The organism is Actinopolymorpha sp. NPDC004070, assembly GCF_040610475.1.
Taxonomy (GTDB): Bacteria; Actinomycetota; Actinomycetes; order Propionibacteriales; family Actinopolymorphaceae; genus Actinopolymorpha.
The window spans coordinates 496,187-515,885 of record NZ_JBEXMJ010000003.1 but is presented as its reverse complement, the minus strand read 5'-3'; the positions used below and the strand labels follow the sequence as shown (position 1 = coordinate 515,885).

The following is a 19,699-nucleotide window of genomic DNA, read 5'->3' as shown; positions in this document are numbered from 1 at the left end:
GCTAGGGCCGGAACCGTCCTGTCAACCCGCCTCCTTGCCGGGCTGGCAGGAATCCTGGGAAAGCTGTCGTACGTGCGCCGAAACTCAGGCGGCGAACCGGTAGTGGCCCCGATCCCAGGCGAGCAGGGCGAACGTCTGGATCACCGCTGCCTGTTCGAGCGTCTCCGGGCGGTACGACGGGTCGTACGGTCCGCCGCCGGACGGCGGGAAGCGGAACAGCCCGAGTTCGGGGTCGCGGTTGTGCTCCCAGGTGTGTTCGGCGTACGCCTCGACGACCGCGCGGTAACGAGCGTCGTGCCGGACGGAGTCGAGCAGCATGAGGTTCTTGAAGAAGATCGCATTGAACACCGCGGGCTGGTCGTAGTAGCGGTTGCCCTCGGTCCAGTAGTCCAGCGCGGCGGCCGCGTCGGCGCGTGCCTGGGCGAGATAGCCGGGGTCGCCGGTGGCGCGATGGAGCAGGACACCCGCGCCGATCATCGCCCCGGAGTTGTAGATCCACAGGGTGGGATTGACCGTGCCGTCGGGGCTGATGTCGTTCTGGTACAGGCCTTCCGGGGACCGCAGGCAGGTGCGGTTCCAGTCGTAGAGGCGCTTCGCCCAGTCCAGATAGGACCGGTCACGAGTCAGCTCGTACAGATGGGCGGCGAGCTCCGCGGTCAACCCGGTGACGTTCGCGGCCCGGATCGAGGTCCACGTCGCGTCCACCCAGAACATCCCGCCCGGACACGCGTGTGAGCTGTCGGTGTCCCACCCCTCGGTGAGGACGTCGAAGATCTGCTCGGCACGGTGCAGGTCCGTGACCCCGTGCTCGAGCAGGTGACGGCGTACGAACTCCAGACCGACGATCGCGTTGTCGTCGTAGAACAGGTCACCGCCGCCACCCAAGGGAGGCACCACGTAGGACGCGTAGCCGGGCGGGCTGTGGCCGGGATCCAGGTACGCACCCAGGCCGGCGAAGCGGTCGCGGACGTCGGACCGGTAGCGTCTGCCCGCGCCGGGCACGAGCGTCAGATCGATGGTCGCCGCCGTCGCCTCGCGCATCGGCCACAGGTAGGAATACGCGTTGTCGGCCGGCTCGCGCGGATATTTCTCCAGGTACAGGTGGTGCTGGTCCGAGCCTAGGTAGAGATGGCGCTGGAGTGCGGCGTAGGAGACGAGCGCTCGCTCACCCCACATCTTTCGGGCGGCGTCGTCGAGCCCGGCCGCGGGTGCGGTCGGCGAGGCCGCCGAACCGGGTGGGCACATTACACCGACCATCAGCAGGCCGGCGACCACGATCACACCGACCCGGCAGAACGCCTTTCTGACCTGGCAGATCATTCGTCGCCGACCCTTCACTGGAGACTGCGAGACGTGGAGCGGGACATGCGAGGAGCTGCGGCGTGCTCGGCCAAGCCTGCAGTCTCCGGCAGTCCGCGTCGACACGATTGGCCGTACTCGGCCCTCCAGGCAAGGAATCCCGGAGCACGGTGAACGCCGGACGGCGTGCGTTTGCCGGACGTTCGACTGGCCGCCCCGCCGAGGCAATCCAAGATCATTACGTTCCCCTTGCCAACTGATGAGGGGACCGACATGGACAGCACTTCCGCGGTCAGAGCTCGGGGGGTCACGAAGTCCTTCGGCGACGTGGTCGCCCTCGACGGTGTCGACCTGGACGTGCCGGCCGGTCAGGTGCACGGCCTGGTCGGGCCGAACGGTGCGGGGAAGACGACGCTGCTCGGGCTGTTGCTGGGCTTGGCGGTCGCCGACTCCGGGCGGCTGGAGATTCTGGGTACGCGTGTAGGGCGGACCCTGGCCGTGCCCGAGGGCGTCGCGGGTTTCGTCGACGGGCCCGGGCTGTATCCCTCGCTCACCGCGCGGCAGAACCTCGCCGCGCTGGCCTCGCTTCGCGGGTACGACACCAAGAACTCCGCGCGTGTCGACGATGCGCTGAGACAGGTCGGGTTGACCGACGTCGCCGGCGACAGAGTTGGCGGCTTCTCGCTGGGAATGCGGCAACGGCTCGGCCTCGCCGCCGCCGTACTGACCACGCCACGGCTACTGGTCCTGGACGAGCCGGCCAACGGACTCGACCCCGCCGGCAAACACCAGGTGCACCGCGTACTCGCCGGACTCGCGGCCAACGGAACTGCCGTCGTCATCTCCAGCCACCGCATGGACGACCTCGCCGTGCTCTGCTCCGAAGTCACCCTCCTCACCACCGGCCGCGTCGTCTTCTCCGGACCGATCGGCAAGCTCGCCGCCGAAACCGGAGAGCTCGACTACCGCCTGGTCACCTCCGACCCCCGTGCTGCCTGCCGAGTCGCCCTGCACACACCCGGACTCAGCCTCCCAGCCGGTCGTGAACAAGCCGAGGGACCGGACGCCGGTGACGCGCTGGTCGTCCGCGGACCCGTGCCATCCCTCGACGACCTGGTGGTCCGGCTGGTCGGCGCCGGCATCGCCGTACGCGAACTCGGGCCCGTCCTGCCGCCCCTCGAGGCCGCGTTCCTGGCACTGACCGGCACCGAGGAGGCCGTCCGATGACCGCGACGATCACGCCGCCCGGAACCACCGGGGCCCGGCCTGCTCCGTTGCTGCGTGGCTATCGGTTCGAGCTGACGAAACTGCTGTCCCAGTGGAGGATCCGCGTTCTCCTGCTGGCCTGCTGGATCGCCCCCGCCATCTTCGTCGCCGTCGTCAGTCAACAAAGCGCACTGCCCGCCGACACGGTCTTCGGCCGCTGGATGCACACCACCGGCTGGGCCGGCTCCCTGGTCGTTCTTGCGTTCTCCTGCACGTGGGCACTGCCCCTGCTGACCGCGCTCGTCGCCGGTGACGTGTTCGCGGCCGAGGACCGGCTCGGGACCTGGCGCCACCTCCTGGTCGCCGTCCGCTCCCCTGCGAGGATCTTCGTCACCAAAGCTGTTGCCAGCCTGACGGTTCTACTCCTGCTGGCCGCCGGGCTCGCGGTATCCAGCATCGTGGGCGGACTGCTCGCCGTCGGCAACCACCCACTCGTCGGCCTCGACGGCCACACCCTGAACCCGGCCGACGCCGCCGGCACCGTCCTGCTGGCCTGGGTCTGCGTACTCGTCCCCATGCTGGCGTTCGCCGCCGTCGGACTCCTCGGCTCCGTCGCCCTCGGCCGCTCCCCCATGGGCCTGCTCATGCCCGCGCTCCTGGCGTTCGGCCTGCAGCTGGCCCAGATGCTCCCACTGCCGGAGGCGGTGCGGCTGGCCCTTCCCAGCCAGGCCTTCCTCGCCTGGCGAGGCCTGTTCACCAGCCCCGTGCAGACCGGGCCGCTCCTCATCGGCCTCACCGTCTGCCTCGCCTGGGCAGCCGCAGCCACCGCACTGGCGTACCGGCTGTTCCTGCGCCGCGACTTCACCGATCTCGCCTACGACGGGTCCGGCCGCAGGGTCCTCGGCGGCGGCGTACTGCCGCTGGCCGGACTGGTTGCGATCACCGTCGCGCTTGTCGCAGCGGCGACACCGGCCGGCGGAACGGGCATCGAGCGCACCAAGCTGCAGGACTCCCTTTCCATCGCGTACGCCCATCTCTACCGCCTGCAGACCACACAGCTGCACCGGCCCGACGTCACCGAGGCACAACTGCGCGCCACCGCCTCCTGCGACAAGGGCGGGGACAACGTCGCCGACGAGGGGCCGGGAAACGACTGGCGCTGCGTCGTCTCCTGGCACCTGCCTGGTGCGGCGGCAGTGGGCACCGCGATCTATCAGCTCGACGTGGCCGCCGACGGGCGGTACGTCGCGGACGGGGACGGACCGAAGGAGGTCAACGGCTTCTTCCAGGTCCGCACCCCGTCCGGGGATGCACCCAATCCCCTGTGGCAGTTCGACGGGAATGTCGACCTGCTCGACAACTCTCCGGAGGGATAATTCCATGCAGGTAAGGCGTCAACGCCGGCCTGACAAGGTGGCGCGCTCAAAGCCATCGCGTCGACGTGCCGGCAACCGGATCCGCGTCCTCGCGGCCGGCGCCGCCACCCTCGCCGTCGCCGGCGGGGGCATGGCCTACGCCTCGACCGAGGCGTTCGGCAACCTTCAGGTCGGCCAGACCACCGACAAGGGTCTGGTGGTCTCCGACGACCAGTACATCAAGCCGATCGGCACCCGGCTCGTCGTCAACAACGGCAAGATCATGTCCTCGTCAGTCAGCCCGGACGGCACCCACCTGGCGGCCTCGATCGCCGACGGCGGTATGGCGCTGGCGATTGTGGACCTCAAGGACTACAAGGTTCAGCAGCTCGTCGGCAAGAACGCGGCGGCGAACCTCCAGATCAGCGGCAACGACGTCGGCCAGGAAGGCCCGACGTACTCCCCCGACGGCAAGCAGCTGTGGCTGGGTCAGGCCGACGGCTACCGCCGGTTCACCGTGAACGCCGACGGCTCGCTGGCCGACCCGACGTTCGTCTCGATCCCGGCGGACGGACCCAAGCGCGCACTGGCGAGCGAGGCGGCGTTCTCCGCCGACGGAAAGACCGTCTACGCAGCCGTCAACGGCCAGAACCGCGTGGTGGCCATCGACGCCGCGACCGGTCAGATCACCCACAGCTGGACCGTGGGCATCGCCCCACGCGACCTCACCATGGTCGGGAACAAGCTCTACGTCAGCAACGAGGGCGGCCGCCCCGCGAAGCCGGGCGAGACCACGATCAACTCCTACAACACCGACGTGCCGGCCGACCCCGACACCGGCTCCAGCACCACCGGCACGGTCAGCGTCATCGACCTCGCGAACCCGAGCGCCGACGTGAAAAGCATCGACGTCGGTCTGCACCCGACGGCGCTGTACGCCAAGAAGGGCGCGCTGTTCGTCACCAACACCTTCGACGACAGCGTTTCGGTCATCGACACCGCCAAGGACAAGGCCGTACAGACCATCGCCACCCAGCCCTGGCCGGAGGCCAAGGTGGGCTACGAGCCGGACGCGGTGACCCTCACCGACGACGGCCACCTGCTGGTGACGCTCGGCCGTGCGAACGCGGTGGCGGTCTACCGCTACACCAACCCGCTGGAGCCGGTCAGCTACGTCGGGCTGCTTCCGACGGACTACTTCCCGTCCGAGATCACCACGGTCGGCAACGACGTGCTCGTCTCCAACACCCGCGGCATCGACGCTCGTCGGCCGAACAACCCGGCCGGGCACGGCACCCACGACACGACGTCGAGCCTGACGAGGTTCAAGCTGCCGGGCGACACCGTCATCAAGGCCCAGACGCAGAAGGTCTTCACGCAAAACGGCTGGACTCCCGACTCGGTGCTGAAAGCCAAGAGCACCAACGTGCGACCGGTGGCGGTGCCGCGGCGGCTCGGCGACCCCTCCACGATCAAGCACGTGTTCCTGATCGTCAAGGAGAACCGCACCTACGACCAGGTGTTCGGCGACGACCCACGCGGCAACGGCGACGCATCCCTGGCGCAGTACGGCCTCAACGTCACGCCGAACCAGCACGCGCTGGCCAAGCAGTTCGGGCTGTACGACAACACCTACGACGTCGGCACCAACTCTGCCGAGGGCCACAACTGGCTGATGCAGGCCGACAACCCCGAATACACCGAGTCCTCCGCCGGTGAGTACATCCGCAGCTACGACACCGAGAACGACGTGCTCGGCCACCAGCGGACCGGCTTCATCTGGTCCGGCGCGCAGGCGGTCGGGCACTCTGTCAAGGACTACGGCGAGTTCCAGTCGTTCGAGCAGAAGCCGGCCGGGGCCACCTGGCAGGACTACTACTGCGACTACAAGAACATGGTCGCGACCGGCCAGGACACCCAGTACCCCATCAAGGTGGGCTCGGCGATCCCGTCGCTCAACCGGGTCTCGGTCCAGGGCTTCCCGATGTTCGACACCAGCGTCCCGGACATCTACAAGACCGAGATCTGGAAGCGTGACTTCGAGAAGAACGGGCCCGCGAACCTGAACATGTTCTGGCTGTCCAACGACCACACCGGCGGCCCGCCGAACGGCGCCGCCCAGGTGGCCGACAACGACCTCGCGACCGGCCGCATCGTCGACGAGATCTCGCACAGCAAGTACTGGAAGGACTCCGCGATCTTCGTGGTCGAGGACGACTCCCAGGCCGGCATCGACCACGTGGATGGCCACCGTGCCCCGATCCAGGTCATCAGCCCCTGGGCCAGGCACGGCACCGTCGACAGCCACTACTACACCCAGATCACGATGATCCGCACGATCGAGCAGATCCTCGGGATCCACCCGATGAACCAGAAGGACAGCGCGGCCACGCCGATGGCGGCGGCGTTCAACGACACGCCCGACAACACGCCGTTCGACGCCGTGCCGAACCGCACCTCGCTGACGCTGGGGCTGAAGACGATGCCGGCCTGCGGCGCGGACACTCCCGCGGCGGCGAACCGGAACTTCGCGGCCCCGCCGACGGCGAAGGTGCCGGCGGCCAAGAAGGACCTCGCGTCGAAGTGGGAGGCCTGGAAGGCACAGCAGCGTTTCACCGGAAGCCAGGCCAGGGCCGACTCCGCTCCGCCGGAGCAGATGAACCGCTTCTCGTGGTACGAGGCGCACGACTGGACCAAGCCGTACCCGGGTGATGCGAAGATCTTCGCCCCCGACCAGGTGCCCGGAGCGGCGATCCCGTCGGCGGACAACGACTGATCCTTCGTACGCGCTCCACAGTTCACAACAGGACGGCCCGCCGGGAGTCCCGGCGGGCCGTTCGCCTGTGTCGGGCGGGCCGTCGACGGCGACCGCTGTCCCGGCGGTGGCGAGCGCCGACAGCCACGCGGTGTGACCGGTCAGTCATCCGCTGTTTGGCCAAAGTGGACTTATCGCTGCATTGCAGACCACCAAGATCGTTAACATCCTTCTGCCAACCAACTAACCAGGGGGGAAATCGACATGAACGACATCCCCGCTGTCCGGGCTCGGGGGGTCACGAAGTCCTTCGGGGACGTGGTCGCGCTCGACGGTGTCGACCTGGACGTGCCGGCCGGTCAGGTGCACGGCCTGGTCGGGCCGAACGGTGCGGGGAAGACGACGCTGCTCGGGCTGTTGCTGGGCTTGGCGGTCGCCGACTCCGGGCGGCTGGAGATTCTGGGTACGCCGGTCGGGCGAACCCTGGCCGTGCCCGAAGGTGTCGCGGGTTTCGTCGACGGGCCCGGGCTGTATCCCTCCCTGACGGCGCGGCAGAACCTCGCGGCGCTGGCCTCGCTTCGCGGGTACGACACCAAGAACTCCGCGCGTGTGGACGATGCGCTGGGACAGGTCGGGTTGACCGACGTCGCCGGCGACCGAGTTGGCGGCTTCTCCCTGGGCATGCGGCAGCGGCTCGGCCTGGCCGCGGCGCTGCTCACCACTCCTCGTCTGCTGGTGCTCGACGAGCCGGCCAACGGGCTGGACCCCGCCGGCAAACACCAGGTGCACCGCGTCATCAGCGGACTCGCCGCGAACGGCACCGCGGTCGTGCTGTCCAGCCACCGCATGGACGACCTCGCCGTGCTCTGCTCGGAGGTCACCATCTTGTCCACCGGCCGGGTGGTCTTCTCCGGACCGATCGGCAAGCTGGCCGCCGAAACCGGAGAGCTCGACTACCGGCTCGTCACCTCCGACCCTGATGCCGCCCGCCGGGTCGCCCTGCAGACACCCGGGATCGGCGTTCCGTCCCGTCACGACACCGCCCAACACCCCGACGCCGCCGACGTGCTGGTCGTCCGCGGCCCGGTGCCGGCCCTCGACGACCTGGTGGTCCGGCTGGTCGGCGCGGGCATCGCCGTACGCGAACTCGGACCCGTCGTCCCACCGCTCGAGGCCGCGTTCCTGGCACTCACCGGAGACGGCACGGCATCGGAGCCGACCGAGGAGACCCCGCGATGACCGCAACGATGGCGACCACCGCACCGGCACGGACCGAGGCGCGGCCGGCTCCGATGATCAGGGGCTACCGCTTCGAGCTGACGAAACTGCTGTCCCAGTGGAGGATCCGCGTTCTCCTGCTGGCCTGCTGGATCGCCCCCGCCATCTTCGTCGCCGTCGTCAGCCGGCAAAGCGCACTGCCCGCAGACACGGTCTTCGGCCGCTGGATGCACACCACCGGCTGGGCCGGCTCCCTGGTCGTGCTGGCCTTCTCCTGCACCTGGGCACTCCCGCTGCTGACCGCGCTCGCGGCCGGCGACGTCTTCGCGGCCGAGGACCGGCTCGGCACCTGGCGACACCTCCTCGTCGCGGTCCGCTCGCCGGGTCGAATATTTGTGACGAAAGCGCTTGCCAGCCTCACCGTCCTCCTGCTGCTGGCCGCCGGGCTGGTCACGTCCGGCATCGTGGGCGGACTGCTCGCCGTCGGCAACCACCCGCTCGTCGGCCTCGACGGCCACACGCTGACACCGAGGACCGCCGCCGGCACGGTCCTGCTGGCCTGGGTCTGCGTCCTCGTCCCCATGCTGGCGTTCGCCGCTGTCGGACTCCTCGGCTCCGTCGCCCTCGGCCGCTCCCCCATGGGCCTACTCATGCCCGCGCTCCTGGCGTTCGGCCTGCAGCTGGCCCAGATGCTCCCACTGCCGGAGGCGGTGCGGCTGGCCCTTCCCAGCCAGGCGTTCCTTGCCTGGCGAGGCCTGTTCACCGCCCCCGCACAGACCGGACCGCTCCTCATCGGCCTCACCGTCTGCCTCGCCTGGGCAGCCGCAGCCACCGCACTGGCGTACCGGCTGTTCCTGCGCCGCGACTTCACCGATCTGGCCTACGACGGGTCCGGCCGCAGAGTCCTCGTGGCGGGCGTCGTGCCGTTGGCAGGGCTGGCCCTTCTCACCATCGCGATCCTCTCGGCCACCACACCTGCGGCCGGGACGGGCATCGTCCGAACGAAGCTGCAGGACTCCCTGGCCACGACGTACGCCCATCTCTATCGCCTGCAGACCACTCAGCTGCACCGGCCCGACGTCACCGAGGCACAACTGCGCGCCACCGCCTCCTGCGACAAGGGCGGGGACAACGTGCCCGACGAGGGGCCCGGAAACGACTGGCGCTGCGTCGTCTCCTGGCACCTGCCTGGTGCGGCGGCAGTGGGCACCGCGATCTATCAGCTCGACGTGGCCGCCGACGGGCGGTACGTCGCGGACGGGGACGGGCCCAAGGAGGTCAACGGCTTCTTCCAGGTCCGCACCCCGTCCGGGGACGCACCTAATCCCCTGTGGCAGTTCGACGGGAACGTCGACCTGCTCGCCACCAATCCGGAGGGATGATTCCATGCAGGTAAGGCGTCAACGCCGGCAAGGCAAGGGGGTCCGTTCCGGGCCCTCGAGCCGACGCGCCGGCAACCGGATCCGCGTCCTCGCGGCCGGCGCCGCCACCCTGGCGATCGCCAGCGGGGGCATGGCCTACGCCTCGACCGAGGCGTTCGGCAACCTTCAGGTCGGCCAGACCACCGACAAGGGTCTGGTGGTCTCCGACGACCAGTTCCTCAACCCGATCGGCACGCGTCTTGTCATCAACAACGGCAAGATCATGTCGTCCACCGTCAGCCCTGACGGCACCCACCTCGCGGCCTCTCTTGCCGACGGTGGGATGGCGCTGGGCATCATCGATCTGAAGACCTCGACGATCCAGCAGCTCGTCGGCAAGAACGCGAAGGCGAACCTCCAGATCAGCGGCAACGACGTCGGCCAGGAGGGTCCCACGTACTCCCCCGACGGCAAGCAGCTGTGGCTGGGGCAGGCCGACGGCTACCGCAGGTTCACCGTGAACGCCGACGGCTCGCTGGCCGACCCGACGTTCGTCTCGATCCCTGCGGACGGACCCAAGCGCGCACTGGCGAGCGAGGCGGCGTTCTCCGCCGACGGAAAGACCGTCTACGCAGCCGTCAACGGCCAGAACCGCGTGGTGGCCATCGACGCCGCATCCGGGGCAATCCAGCAGAGCTGGACCGTGGGTATCGCTCCGCGCGACCTGGCCATGGTCGGGAACAAGCTCTACGTGAGCAACGAGGGTGGCCGACCGGCGAAGCCGGGTGAGACCACGATCAACTCCTACAACACCGACGTGCCGGCCGACCCCGACACCGGTTCGTCCACCACCGGCACCGTCAGCGTCATCAACCTGGCCGACGCGAGTGCCGCCCCGGCCAGCATCGACGTCGGTCTGCACCCGACCGCGCTGTACGCCAGGAACGGCGCGTTGTTCGTCACGAACACCGCGACCAACGAGGTCTCGGTCATTGACACCGCCAAGGACCAGGTCGTCCAAACGATCGCCACGCAGCCCTGGCCCGAAGCCAAAGTCGGTTACGAGCCGGACGCGGTGACCCTCACCGACGACGGCCACCTGCTGGTGACGCTCGGCCGTGCGAACGCGGTGGCGGTCTACCGCTACACCAACCCGCTGGAGCCGGTCAGTTACGTCGGCTTGTTGCCGACGGACTACTTCCCGTCCGAGATCACCACGGTCGGCAACGACGTGCTGGTCTCGAACACCCGCGGCATCGACGCCCGTCGGCCGAACAACCCGGCCGGGCACGGCACCCACGACACGACGTCGAGCCTGACGAGGTTCAAGCTGCCGAGCGACACCGTCATCAGAGCCCAGACGCAGAAGGTCTTCACCCAGAACGGCTGGACTCCCGACTCGGTACTGAAGAGCACAAACCCCAAAGTGCGGCCGGTAGCGGTGCCGCGGCGGCTCGGCGACCCCTCCACGATCAAGCACGTGTTCCTGATCGTGAAGGAGAACCGGACCTACGACCAGGTGTTCGGTGACGACTCGCGCGGCAACGGCGACGCGTCGTTGGCGCAGTACGGCCTGAACGTGACGCCGAACATGCACGCGCTGTCCAGGCAGTTCGGGCTGTACGACAACACCTACGACGTCGGCACCAACTCCGCGGAGGGCCACAACTGGCTGATGCAGGCCGACAACCCGGAGTACTCCGAGTCCATGGCCGGTGAGTACATCCGCACCTACGACACCGAGAACGACTCTCTCGGCCACCAGCGGACAGGCTTCATCTGGTCTGGTGCACAAGCGGTCGGGCACTCTGTCAAGGACTACGGCGAGTTCCAGTCGTTCGAGCAGAAGCCGGCCGGCGCTACCTGGCAGGACTACTACTGCGACTACAAGAACATGGTCGCGACCGGCCAGGACACCCAATATCCCATCCAGGTCGGTTCGGCGATCCCGTCGCTGAACAAGGTGTCCGTCCAGGGCTTCCCGATGTTCGACCTGAACGTCCCCGACATCTACAAGACCGAGATCTGGCGGCGTGACTTCGAGAAGAACGGCCCGGCGAACCTGAACATGTTCTGGCTGTCCAACGACCACACCGGTGGCCCGGTGAACGGTGCTGCAGGGGTCGCCGACAACGACCTCGCGACCGGTCGGATCGTGGACGAGATCTCGCACAGCAAGTACTGGAACGACTCCGTGATCTTCGTGGCGGAGGACGACTCGCAGAACGGTCTCGACCACGTGGACGGTCACCGTGCCCCGATCCAGATCATCAGCCCCTGGGCCAAGCGCGGCGTCGTCGACAGCCACTACTACACCCAGATCATGATGATCCGGACGATCGAGCAGATCCTCGGGATCCACCCGATGAACCAGAAGGACAGCGCGGCCACGCCGATGGCGGCGGCGTTCACCGACACGCCCGACAGCACGCCGTTCGAGGTCCTGCCGAACCGCACCTCGCTGACGCTGGGGCTGAAGACCCCACCGGCCTGTGGTGAGGACGTTCCGACGACCACAAACCGGAGCTACACGCCTCCGCCGACGGGGAAGGTGCCGGCGGATCAGAAGGAGAACGCGGCGAAGTGGCAGGCGTGGAAGTCCAAGCAGCACTTCAACGGGCCACTCGCCAAGGCCGACTCCGCCCCGCCCGAGCAGATGAACCGCTTCTCGTGGTACGAGGCGCACGACTGGGCCGAGCCCTACCCGGGTGACAAGGCGATCGTGCCCCCGGAGAAGGTCCCTGGCGCGGCCATCCCGTCGGGGGACAACGACTGATCCACTCACGGATCGCATACCGCACCACGGACGGCCCGCCGGGATCCCGGCGGGCCGTCCGCCGTTCGTCAACCGTTCCTTGCCACCGCAGGAGATGTGGTGTGCCGGCCGTCGAGCGTGGTCGTGATCTTCGCCGCACCGATCCTACGAGTCATTCGAACGCCCACAATGATCGCGCCCCTGAGCACACGACATCTCATCCGCGGAGGAGGGCGACCCCACCGTCCTCCTGGCTGACGCTGACTCTTGACCCGTGGCAAGGGGGGCGGATGGATGGTCTTGCAGCAAGGTGCTACCAGTCGTCGGGTTTTCGGAGTCGTCCGGTGGATTGGGCGGGAACGAAGTGGGAGGTGGCAGAGGACTTCGGTCGCTGCTGTTGCTCTCGTCCTTCTTGTCGCACCGACCGGCTGCGTCGGTGACGCTGGAGTCCGAACCCAGGCACATCCGGAGATCTCGGCGGCGGCTCGAGCGCCGGCAGATGCCACGCAAACCGGGAAAGCCGCCGTCTGCGCGCGCGCCTTGGCCGTGCAGAACTCGGTCGGCGTGCTGACGGCGCAGGACTACACCAAGGTCCGCAATGCCCAGCAGGACATCGCCCAGGTTCAGAAGAACCTGCAGTCGCTGCAGGCCGTCGCCTCGCCGGAGTGGAAGAAGCAAATCGCCGCGCTCTCCCGCGCAGTCTCCCATCTCGGCAAGGCTATTGAGAGCCTGCGGGGACAGGCCACCACGACAAAGGCCTGGCAGACGCTCGGGTCGGCCGCCGAGGGCGTGGGCAAGAGCGCGGACAACCTGCGCCGGAGCCTCTCGTCGACCTGCCCCGACCTGCGGGAGGGGCTCGACCACGAACCTGGTGGCCGCTGAACCGGACCACCGACGGCCACTGGCTTGGCCGCGGCGCACCCTTTCGTGGATGAGTGGTCAACGGCGGAAGTGGCAAACAAGTCCACTATTGCGAACGCGGCGGACGATATTTGGCCGAGCGCTTTGAGGCCCGGTCGATCTGCTCTGGCGTCAGCAGCACGGTCGTCCTCGCCGTGGCACCGCCCGCGGCGTCGACCACCAGCGCCACTGCCGCCGCAGCCTCGTCGTCGGGGAGATCGAGGATGGCGAGTACGTCGTACTCGCCGAAGCTGAAGTAGTAGGCCTCGAGCTCACCGCCGAGGCTTCGAGCCATGTCATTGATGGCGTCGCGCCGGGCGACGCCTCCCTTGCTCCGGATTCCCTCGGCGCCCTCACGAGTGTATGTCGACTGGATGAGGTAGTTCGGCATCGTCCCCCCTCATGAACTTCGGATAGCGATTGGTCGCTCGCCTCGGCTGCCGCCCTAGGCTGGTCCCAGGTGCTCGGAAAACCAGTCGGCGGCCGCGCGAGCGGCGCGGTCGAACTGATCCGTGTAGGCGGCGAAATGGCCGCCGGGGAAGAGGTCGAGCCGCTTCGGTTCACCGGCGCGGTTGTAGGCCTCCAGTGCGAGGTCCGTGGGGGTCACCGTGTCGTTGTCGACGACCATCAACAGGGGAGTCGGCGCGATCCGCTCGATGAACGATCCGGGCTCATATTCCGAGTACAGCTCGATCGATCGCAGAGTGATCTCGTTCCGCCACTTGCGAAATCGCCATTGATCCTCGGGAGGCGACTTCTGTCCGGTGAAGAACTCCCATGCGTCGGGGCTCGTGTGGGATGCCGCGCCGCCCGCCTCCGGGTCGGCAACCATCGGCACCATCTTCGGCGGTCCGCCGTGAAAGCGTTCGAGGCGGTCGGCGTCGAAGGCGCGGCGCTGGCCGGCCAGCGCCTGCGGCGGGATCCGGCGCAACGTCGACTCCCAGCCGCTGATCGTCGGCACCTGGGCAACGACACAACCGACCCGACGATCGATCGCGGCTACCACGATCACGTGACCGCCGGCGTAGCTGGACCCCCACACCCCGACACGGTCAGGGTCGACGCCGTCGAGTGTCTGGGCGAAGGTGATCGCATGGCGGTAGTCGCGCACCTGTACCCACGGATCGAGTTCTTGGCGTGGTTCCCCACCACTGTCGCCAAAGTTCCGGTGGTCGTATGCGACTACGACATGCCCCGCGCTCGCGACCGCGGCGGCGTACTTGTCGAGGTAGAACTCCTTGAGACAGTTGTAGCCGTGTGCCATGACCACCACCGGGGCCGTCGAGCCGCCTGCCTCAGGGCGATAAAGCCAGCCGCGCAGAGTATCTCCCTCCGCGTCGAACTCGATGTCACCTACCTCGTAGGCGGCGTTCTCGTCGGCCGCGGCGGTAACCCCTCCAGGTGAATAGCGTGCGCCCATCTGGACAGGTTGCGTCTGCGGCGACTATTCCGCATCCCCCTGTCGGCACCCCGAAGGCGGGGCCAAAGCCCGTAAGGTCACGAATGGGGTTGGCCCTCGCAGACGGTCCCACCTTGCGCGAGCACAGCAACTGCTCACCACCCAGGATGTGGTGACCGAACCTCGGGAGCTTACGGACGCGGCGATATTCGGTTTCGCTTCACCCGGTGCTCGGCGCAGGATGGGGCGCTGGACGTCGATCGCCTACCCGTCGAAGGGTGACACGCATGGGGACCATCCACACCGGCGTCGTCACGATGCCGCTGACGGTGCGGGACATGACCGAGGACGACCTTCCGGAGCTCGCCTGCTTTTACCCGCAGCACGTGTTCGAGACGATGCCCGCGGAGCTCGAACGGGCGCGCACCGGTGTCGTCGACCACCTGGTCGTGTGCACACCGACGGGGGTGCCGGTGGCAAAGGGGGCGATCAACTGGGACGAGATCCCCGGAGCCGGGGTGATCTCCACGCTGTCCGTGCGAGCCGAGCTGCGCTCCATCGGGATCGGATCCATCCTGATCCGGGCGTCCGAGGAGCGGATACGAGAACGCGGCCTGTCACGGTCGGAGATCGGCGCGGAGGAGAACAACCCGAGAGCACGGGCGCTGTACGAACGACTCGGGTACGTGGCGTACGGCAGCGAACCCGCCTCCTGGGACCAGGAGGGGCCGGATGGCACGGTCAGCAAGTACGAGACCACGTGCACCCTCCTCCGCAAGGACCTCTGCTGAGACCGGGCGCCAGCTGACACTCGCGAAGTGTGGAGGGTTACGGGGGTCCTGACCCCCGTAACCCTCCACACTTCGCCGCAGACCGAGGTGGCTGCCTTGGGACATCCAGCGGTGGCATGCTGCGGTCATGGGTGACAGCGAGCGGTTGACGGCGAAGCAGTTTCAGCAGGCGGGCGGGGTCGAGGACTGGCGGGTGCTCCGGTACGGTGCGAGCGCGTGGTTCGACGCCCCCTCCCAGACGGCCGGCGCGGGCTTTGTCCGCCGGGTCGCCGAACTCTCCACCGGCCTGGGCCGCTCAGCGGACGTCGACCTGCGCGTGAACGGAGTGCATGTACGGATCAGCACGCTCGGCTCCCCGGGTCTCACCCGCGCCGACGTCGCTGCCGCCCGCGCGATCTCGGCAGCCGCGCGGGAGCTCGGCCTGGCCGCCGACCCGTCCGCACTCCAGTTCCTTCAACTCACTCTTGACACCCTGGACAGAGGGTCGACCATGGCGTTCTGGCGTTCGGTCATGAGATACCAGCCGCTGGGTGAGGAGGTCCTCGTCGACTCGATGCGCCGGGATCCGCCGTTGTGGTTCCAGCAGCAGGACACGCCACGTCCCCTCCGCAACCGGATCCACCTCGACGTCGCGCACCCACACCTGCTGACACTCGAGGCCGTCGACGGCGCCACGGCCGGCGGTGCACAGGCGTACGCCGGTGGGCACCATGCCGCGCTCGCCGACCCCGAGGGGAACGAGGTCGACGTCATCCCCCTGGCTCCTGCGGACACCTTCGGCGACGACCCGGGCATCGCCGACTGGCGGGAACTCTTCGGCGGGATGACGTTCTACCCGGTCACCTCGCCGGGACGAGCGGCCGACCTCGCCACTGTCGTGGCCGAGCTTGCCGACGACGCCGGTCTGCCACTCCTGGTGGACCTGCGTCCGGACGGTGTCACGATCGACACGGGCAAGGACCAGTGGGAGGACGAACGGTTCCTCGACCTTGCCCGCCGAGTGCAGACGGCCGCGCGCAAGCTGGGGTTGACGGTGGACACCCGACGCCTGCGCTTCGTACAGATCGGCATCGCCGTCGTCGACATCCCGGCCCTTCGCGCCTTCTGGAAGGCCGTTCTGGGGTACGAGTACGACCCGCGGCCGGGAGTCACCGACATCTACGACCCGCGCCGGCTCAACCCGCCGATCTTCTTCCAGCAGATGTCCGCGTCGGAGGAGGCCCGCCGCGCGCAGCGCAACCGGATCCACATCGACGTGTACGTTCCCGACGACCAGGCGCAGGCCCGCATCGACGCGGCCCTCGCCGCCGGAGGACGCGTGGTGTACGACGACGAGGCACCGGAGTGGTGGACGCTCGCGGACCCCGAGGGCAACGAGGTGGACATCGCGGTGGTGGTGGGCCGGGAGGAACTCTGGGCCCCGGCGCGTTCGGAAACCGACTGACCCGCCTGGACTGACCCACCCGGACAAACGCCCTGGACACCGTGCGCCGACGACCAGGAGGATGCGAGGCGTGGACGTCATCGGTGAGTTCGTACGCGACGAGGCCGCGGCAAAGGAGTTCTGCGCACTCGTCGAAGCGCTGGACGAACCGCGATTCGAGGTCGTGCTGCCTCCGGCCGACGACCTGCCACCCCTGCTGCTCGACCTCGCGGTGCCGCACGAGGACATCGACGAGCTCACTGCGCTGTTGCCGAGCCGCGAGCGGGACGCGCGGGTGTGGCGGTTTCTGGAGTACTGCACCCGCCTGGTCGTCAGTGGGATGGGCACCGTCACGCCGGAAGTGCCGTTCCCCGAACTCTCCCCGGCCATGGGCGCCCTGCGGCGGTACTTCTACGTCTACGTCTACCTGGCCGCACTGCCGCACGTCCGCGCGTTTCATCGCGAGCGCGGCATCCCCGGCGACGTTTCCCGCCTGACCCTCGCCGACCTCGGCCGAGTCCTTGCCGACCACCGGTTCTGGTACGGCACCGGCGGGCTCGACACCGAGCTTGCGTCCTGGCTCACGGGTCACTTCCGCGGTGCGCTCTACCAGCTCGGCAGGCTGCAGTTCCAGCGGGCGAAGCTCGGGAACCGGACCGGGAAGGCGGTCACCGCCGCCGGTCAGCCGTACGGCCCCGGCGACCCCGTCCTCGCGGTGCACGTCCCCGCGACCTACGGGCCGATGACTCCGGCCGCGTGTGACAGGTCGTTCGCGATGGCGCACGACTTCTTCGCCCGGCACTTCCCGGAGGAGGATTACCACCTCGCGGCCTGCTACTCGTGGCTGCTGGACGAACAACTCGCGGAGTACCTCCCGGCGGAGAGCAACATCGTCCGGTTCCAACGGCGCTTCCGGCCGGCGTACGTACCCAAAGACGACGACGCTGGGATCCTCCGGTTCGTCTTCGGCAGGGTAGGGACCGACCTGGCCGACCTTCCTCGCCGGTCGACGTTGCAGCGTGCGATCCTCGACCACCTCCAGGCCGGCCATCACTGGCACGGCGGTGCGGGCTGGTGCGTGCTCGGATCCGACCCGGCAACCTGAACAACGGCGTCGGTCCTCAGCCCGATGCGAGGTCGCCGGCCTTGCGGTAGCTGTAGTAGGGCGTGTGGACGACCGAGCGCACGTAGACGTCGGCGTCGAAGTGGTCCTTGAAGACCACGTAGAGGTCGAGATCGCTGCCGTCGGTGCTGGTGCCGCTGGCGTGACTGCCGCGTAGGTAGAAGCCCCGGATTCGATCGGGAAAGGCGCGGCCGGGAGGGGCGCCGAGTGCTCGCCGAGTTCTACGGAGAACTGCTCGGCATGCGGCAGTTCGAGCCGTACGGCGTACTTCTCACCGCCTTGTCACATGCCGTGGTCGCGGAGCGGTCCGACAACCCAGCCTTGCCTGCGGCAGTGGCCCACGATGGTGCCGACCGCGTCCAGCGTCGATCGCCACGAACGGGGAACCGCCGCGACGTCGGAGTCGTGCAGCAGGACGGTGCCGCCGCCGTCCAGACTGCCGAGGACACGACGGGCCACCGAGTCACCGTCCGCGCCGGCTGCCCAGTCGCGCCCGTCAGACGTCCAGAGGACGGGCCGGAGCCCGAGCCGTCTGGCCGCGGCGGCGCGAGACGTGGTGAGGACGCCGTATGGCGGGCGGTACCAAGCGGGCCTCGTACCCGTTCCATCGACGATGGTCCCGTACGCCCGCACCAGATCGGTTCTCGCGCGCCACGGTCTGGTCGGTGGGTCGTGCCGCATACCGTGCACGGCGACCTCGTGGCCACGACTGCCGATCTCGTACGCGATCCGCGGACACCTGAGGACCTGCTCGGCGAGGAGGAAGAACGTCGCCCGCACCGCGAGTTCGTCGAGCCGGTCGAGCAGGAGGGGGGTGGCGACCGGGTGCGGACCGTCATCGAAGGTGAGGGCGACGTGGCCCGGGTCGCCGCGCCCGGCGAGAGCCGGACACAACCTGCGTACGGCAGTGATCGCGGTCGCGGTCGGAAGAAGGTCGGCAACCGCTCCGCCGGCCACGAGTACGGCCCCGGCCGTGGCCGCCGTGGTCGCTGTCAACCTGCGCATGCGCTGCCTCTCCCCACATCCACCTACGTTGCCTACGTCGTCTACGGTGGCGCCGCCGGATCGTCGGGCCCCGCGAAGCCCTCGGGATCCGCAGGATCTGACGGCTTCTGGCCCGAATCCGGCGAACTCGACCGCTGTACTTCGGCGGAGTCCGGCGGGGTGGCGACACCACTCACCAGCGGCGACCGGGAGAGCTCAACAGCCCCGAAGATGATCAGTCCCAGGCCGAGGAGAGCGGCGGCGAGCCACCACCCGTCCAGCCGCAGTTCCTCCTCGAAGAGCACCACGCCGAGCACGAGGCTGACCAGAGCGTCGCCCACAGTGACCGCGGGCTGCGCCACTACCAACGTCCCTGCCTGATAAGCATTCTGCAGCAGGAAGAGGGCGACCAGCCCCGCCGCACATGTGGCGTACAGCTGCCAACTGGTGAAGAACGCCGCAGCGCCGAAGGGAATCCGCCCGGTCGCGTCCTTCATGAACGCCGCAGTCAACGCGAACATGACAGCGGTGGCCATCCCCAGCGCGGCAGCCCTGGCCATCCCTGTCACCGCCCGGCCGATGCCGATCAGGGCGACCAGTCCCAACGCGATCCCGGGCAACGCGGCCAGCCATCGGCTCGCACGTACCTCGGTGGTCCCACCGGACGGGTCGACCGAGACCAGCAACACCACCACCCCGGCCGTGATGCCGACCACCGCCGCCATCGCACGCCTGCCTAGGCCGTGATGGAAGACCAGTGCCGCGAGCAGGAGCGTGAACGGCAACTCCACCATCATGATCGGCTGAACAAGAGCGAGCGGGCCGGTGAGCAGCGCCGCTCCCTGGAACACCGCACCCGCGATGATGCCTGCGATCCCCCACCACCACAGGGGTCTGTGGGCGAGATCACGAAGCAGCGCGAGCCGGAACGCCTCCCTGCTCGGTGCCGTACGCGCCTCGTAGCGTTGCAGAACGGACGCAAAGGCGTTGCTCGCCGCCGCCAGGGCCGCGAGGACAGCACTGATCACCATGCGACCCGCCGGTTCTTGATCGTTAGGTCTGCGCCGCGCCTGCGGGCCGTGGGCACCTCCGAACCTCGGTCCTCCTTGCCGAAACCGCTGCTCTCCTGC

16 protein-coding genes are annotated in these 19,699 nt (G+C 68.5%); 10 read left to right on the top strand and 6 right to left on the bottom strand.

The window, feature by feature from the left end; all coding sequences use genetic code 11:
• Positions 1 to 84: 84 nt before the first annotated feature.
• The gene (locus ABZV93_RS08840; protein WP_354932543.1) at positions 85 to 1,320 is read right to left on the bottom strand and encodes a glycoside hydrolase family 76 protein; all 1,236 of its coding nucleotides are present in this window, start codon (positions 1,318 to 1,320) and stop codon (positions 85 to 87) included.
• A gap of 252 nt (positions 1,321 to 1,572) precedes the next feature.
• On the opposite strand from ABZV93_RS08840, the gene ABZV93_RS08835 reads away from it, so the two are divergent.
• The 7 genes from ABZV93_RS08835 to ABZV93_RS08805 all read left to right on the top strand — a co-directional run bounded on the left by ABZV93_RS08835 (position 1,573) and on the right by ABZV93_RS08805 (position 12,831).
• The gene (locus ABZV93_RS08835; protein ID WP_354932541.1) at positions 1,573 to 2,526 is read left to right on the top strand and encodes an ABC transporter ATP-binding protein; all 954 of its coding nucleotides are present in this window, start codon (positions 1,573 to 1,575) and stop codon (positions 2,524 to 2,526) included.
• Positions 2,523 to 3,881 (top strand): ABC transporter permease, encoded by a 1,359-nt coding sequence (locus ABZV93_RS08830; protein WP_354932539.1) that lies wholly within the window; start codon positions 2,523 to 2,525, stop codon positions 3,879 to 3,881. Before ABZV93_RS08835 ends, ABZV93_RS08830 begins: the two co-directional genes overlap by 4 nt.
• A 4-nt stretch (positions 3,882 to 3,885) precedes the next feature.
• Positions 3,886 to 6,636, top strand: coding sequence for a bifunctional YncE family protein/alkaline phosphatase family protein (locus tag ABZV93_RS08825; protein WP_354932537.1), 2,751 nt, complete (start codon positions 3,886 to 3,888; stop codon positions 6,634 to 6,636).
• Between the two features lie 243 nt (positions 6,637 to 6,879).
• Complete coding sequence (locus ABZV93_RS08820) at positions 6,880 to 7,854, top strand: ABC transporter ATP-binding protein (RefSeq protein WP_354932535.1); 975 nt, start codon at positions 6,880 to 6,882, stop codon at positions 7,852 to 7,854.
• Positions 7,851 to 9,215 (top strand): ABC transporter permease, encoded by a 1,365-nt coding sequence (locus ABZV93_RS08815; RefSeq protein ID WP_354932533.1) that lies wholly within the window; start codon positions 7,851 to 7,853, stop codon positions 9,213 to 9,215. The genes ABZV93_RS08820 and ABZV93_RS08815 overlap by 4 nt, the downstream gene beginning before the upstream one ends.
• Positions 9,216 to 9,219: 4 nt before the next feature.
• Positions 9,220 to 11,970: a bifunctional YncE family protein/alkaline phosphatase family protein gene (locus ABZV93_RS08810; protein WP_354932531.1), complete on the top strand. Its 2,751-nt coding sequence runs from the start codon at positions 9,220 to 9,222 to the stop codon at positions 11,968 to 11,970.
• Positions 11,971 to 12,489: 519 nt separating this feature from the next.
• Complete coding sequence (locus tag ABZV93_RS08805; protein WP_354932529.1) at positions 12,490 to 12,831, top strand: hypothetical protein; 342 nt, start codon at positions 12,490 to 12,492, stop codon at positions 12,829 to 12,831.
• A gap of 85 nt (positions 12,832 to 12,916) precedes the next feature.
• On the opposite strand, the gene ABZV93_RS08800 is transcribed toward ABZV93_RS08805, so the two are convergent.
• Complete coding sequence (locus tag ABZV93_RS08800; protein ID WP_354932527.1) at positions 12,917 to 13,240, bottom strand: GYD domain-containing protein; 324 nt, start codon at positions 13,238 to 13,240, stop codon at positions 12,917 to 12,919.
• A 54-nt stretch (positions 13,241 to 13,294) separates the two neighbouring features.
• Positions 13,295 to 14,269, bottom strand: coding sequence for an alpha/beta fold hydrolase (locus tag ABZV93_RS08795; RefSeq protein ID WP_354932525.1), 975 nt, complete (start codon positions 14,267 to 14,269; stop codon positions 13,295 to 13,297).
• Positions 14,270 to 14,535: 266 nt separating this feature from the next.
• On the opposite strand from ABZV93_RS08795, the gene ABZV93_RS08790 reads away from it, so the two are divergent.
• The 3 genes from ABZV93_RS08790 (at position 14,536) to ABZV93_RS08780 (ending at position 17,567) form a co-directional block, all read left to right on the top strand.
• On the top strand, positions 14,536 to 15,039 hold the full coding sequence (locus ABZV93_RS08790; RefSeq protein WP_354932523.1) for a GNAT family N-acetyltransferase: 504 nt from the start codon (positions 14,536 to 14,538) through the stop codon (positions 15,037 to 15,039).
• A 127-nt stretch (positions 15,040 to 15,166) separates the two neighbouring features.
• Positions 15,167 to 16,483 (top strand): VOC family protein, encoded by a 1,317-nt coding sequence (locus tag ABZV93_RS08785; protein WP_354932521.1) that lies wholly within the window; start codon positions 15,167 to 15,169, stop codon positions 16,481 to 16,483.
• Positions 16,484 to 16,553: 70 nt separating this feature from the next.
• On the top strand, positions 16,554 to 17,567 hold the full coding sequence (locus tag ABZV93_RS08780; RefSeq protein WP_354932519.1) for an acyltransferase domain-containing protein: 1,014 nt from the start codon (positions 16,554 to 16,556) through the stop codon (positions 17,565 to 17,567).
• Between the two features lie 16 nt (positions 17,568 to 17,583).
• Here the strand turns inward: ABZV93_RS08780 and ABZV93_RS08775 are convergent, their stop codons facing one another.
• From ABZV93_RS08775 to ABZV93_RS08765, 3 genes are all read right to left on the bottom strand, one after another.
• Positions 17,584 to 17,757, bottom strand: a complete 174-nt coding sequence (locus tag ABZV93_RS08775) for a nucleotidyltransferase domain-containing protein (protein ID WP_354932589.1) — start codon at positions 17,755 to 17,757, stop codon at positions 17,584 to 17,586.
• Positions 17,758 to 17,867: 110 nt separating this feature from the next.
• Positions 17,868 to 18,590, bottom strand: a complete 723-nt coding sequence (locus tag ABZV93_RS08770; RefSeq protein WP_354932517.1) for a polysaccharide deacetylase family protein — start codon at positions 18,588 to 18,590, stop codon at positions 17,868 to 17,870.
• Between the two features lie 41 nt (positions 18,591 to 18,631).
• On the bottom strand, positions 18,632 to 19,600 hold the full coding sequence (locus tag ABZV93_RS08765; RefSeq protein ID WP_354932515.1) for a DMT family transporter: 969 nt from the start codon (positions 19,598 to 19,600) through the stop codon (positions 18,632 to 18,634).
• Positions 19,601 to 19,699: the final 99 nt, after the last annotated feature.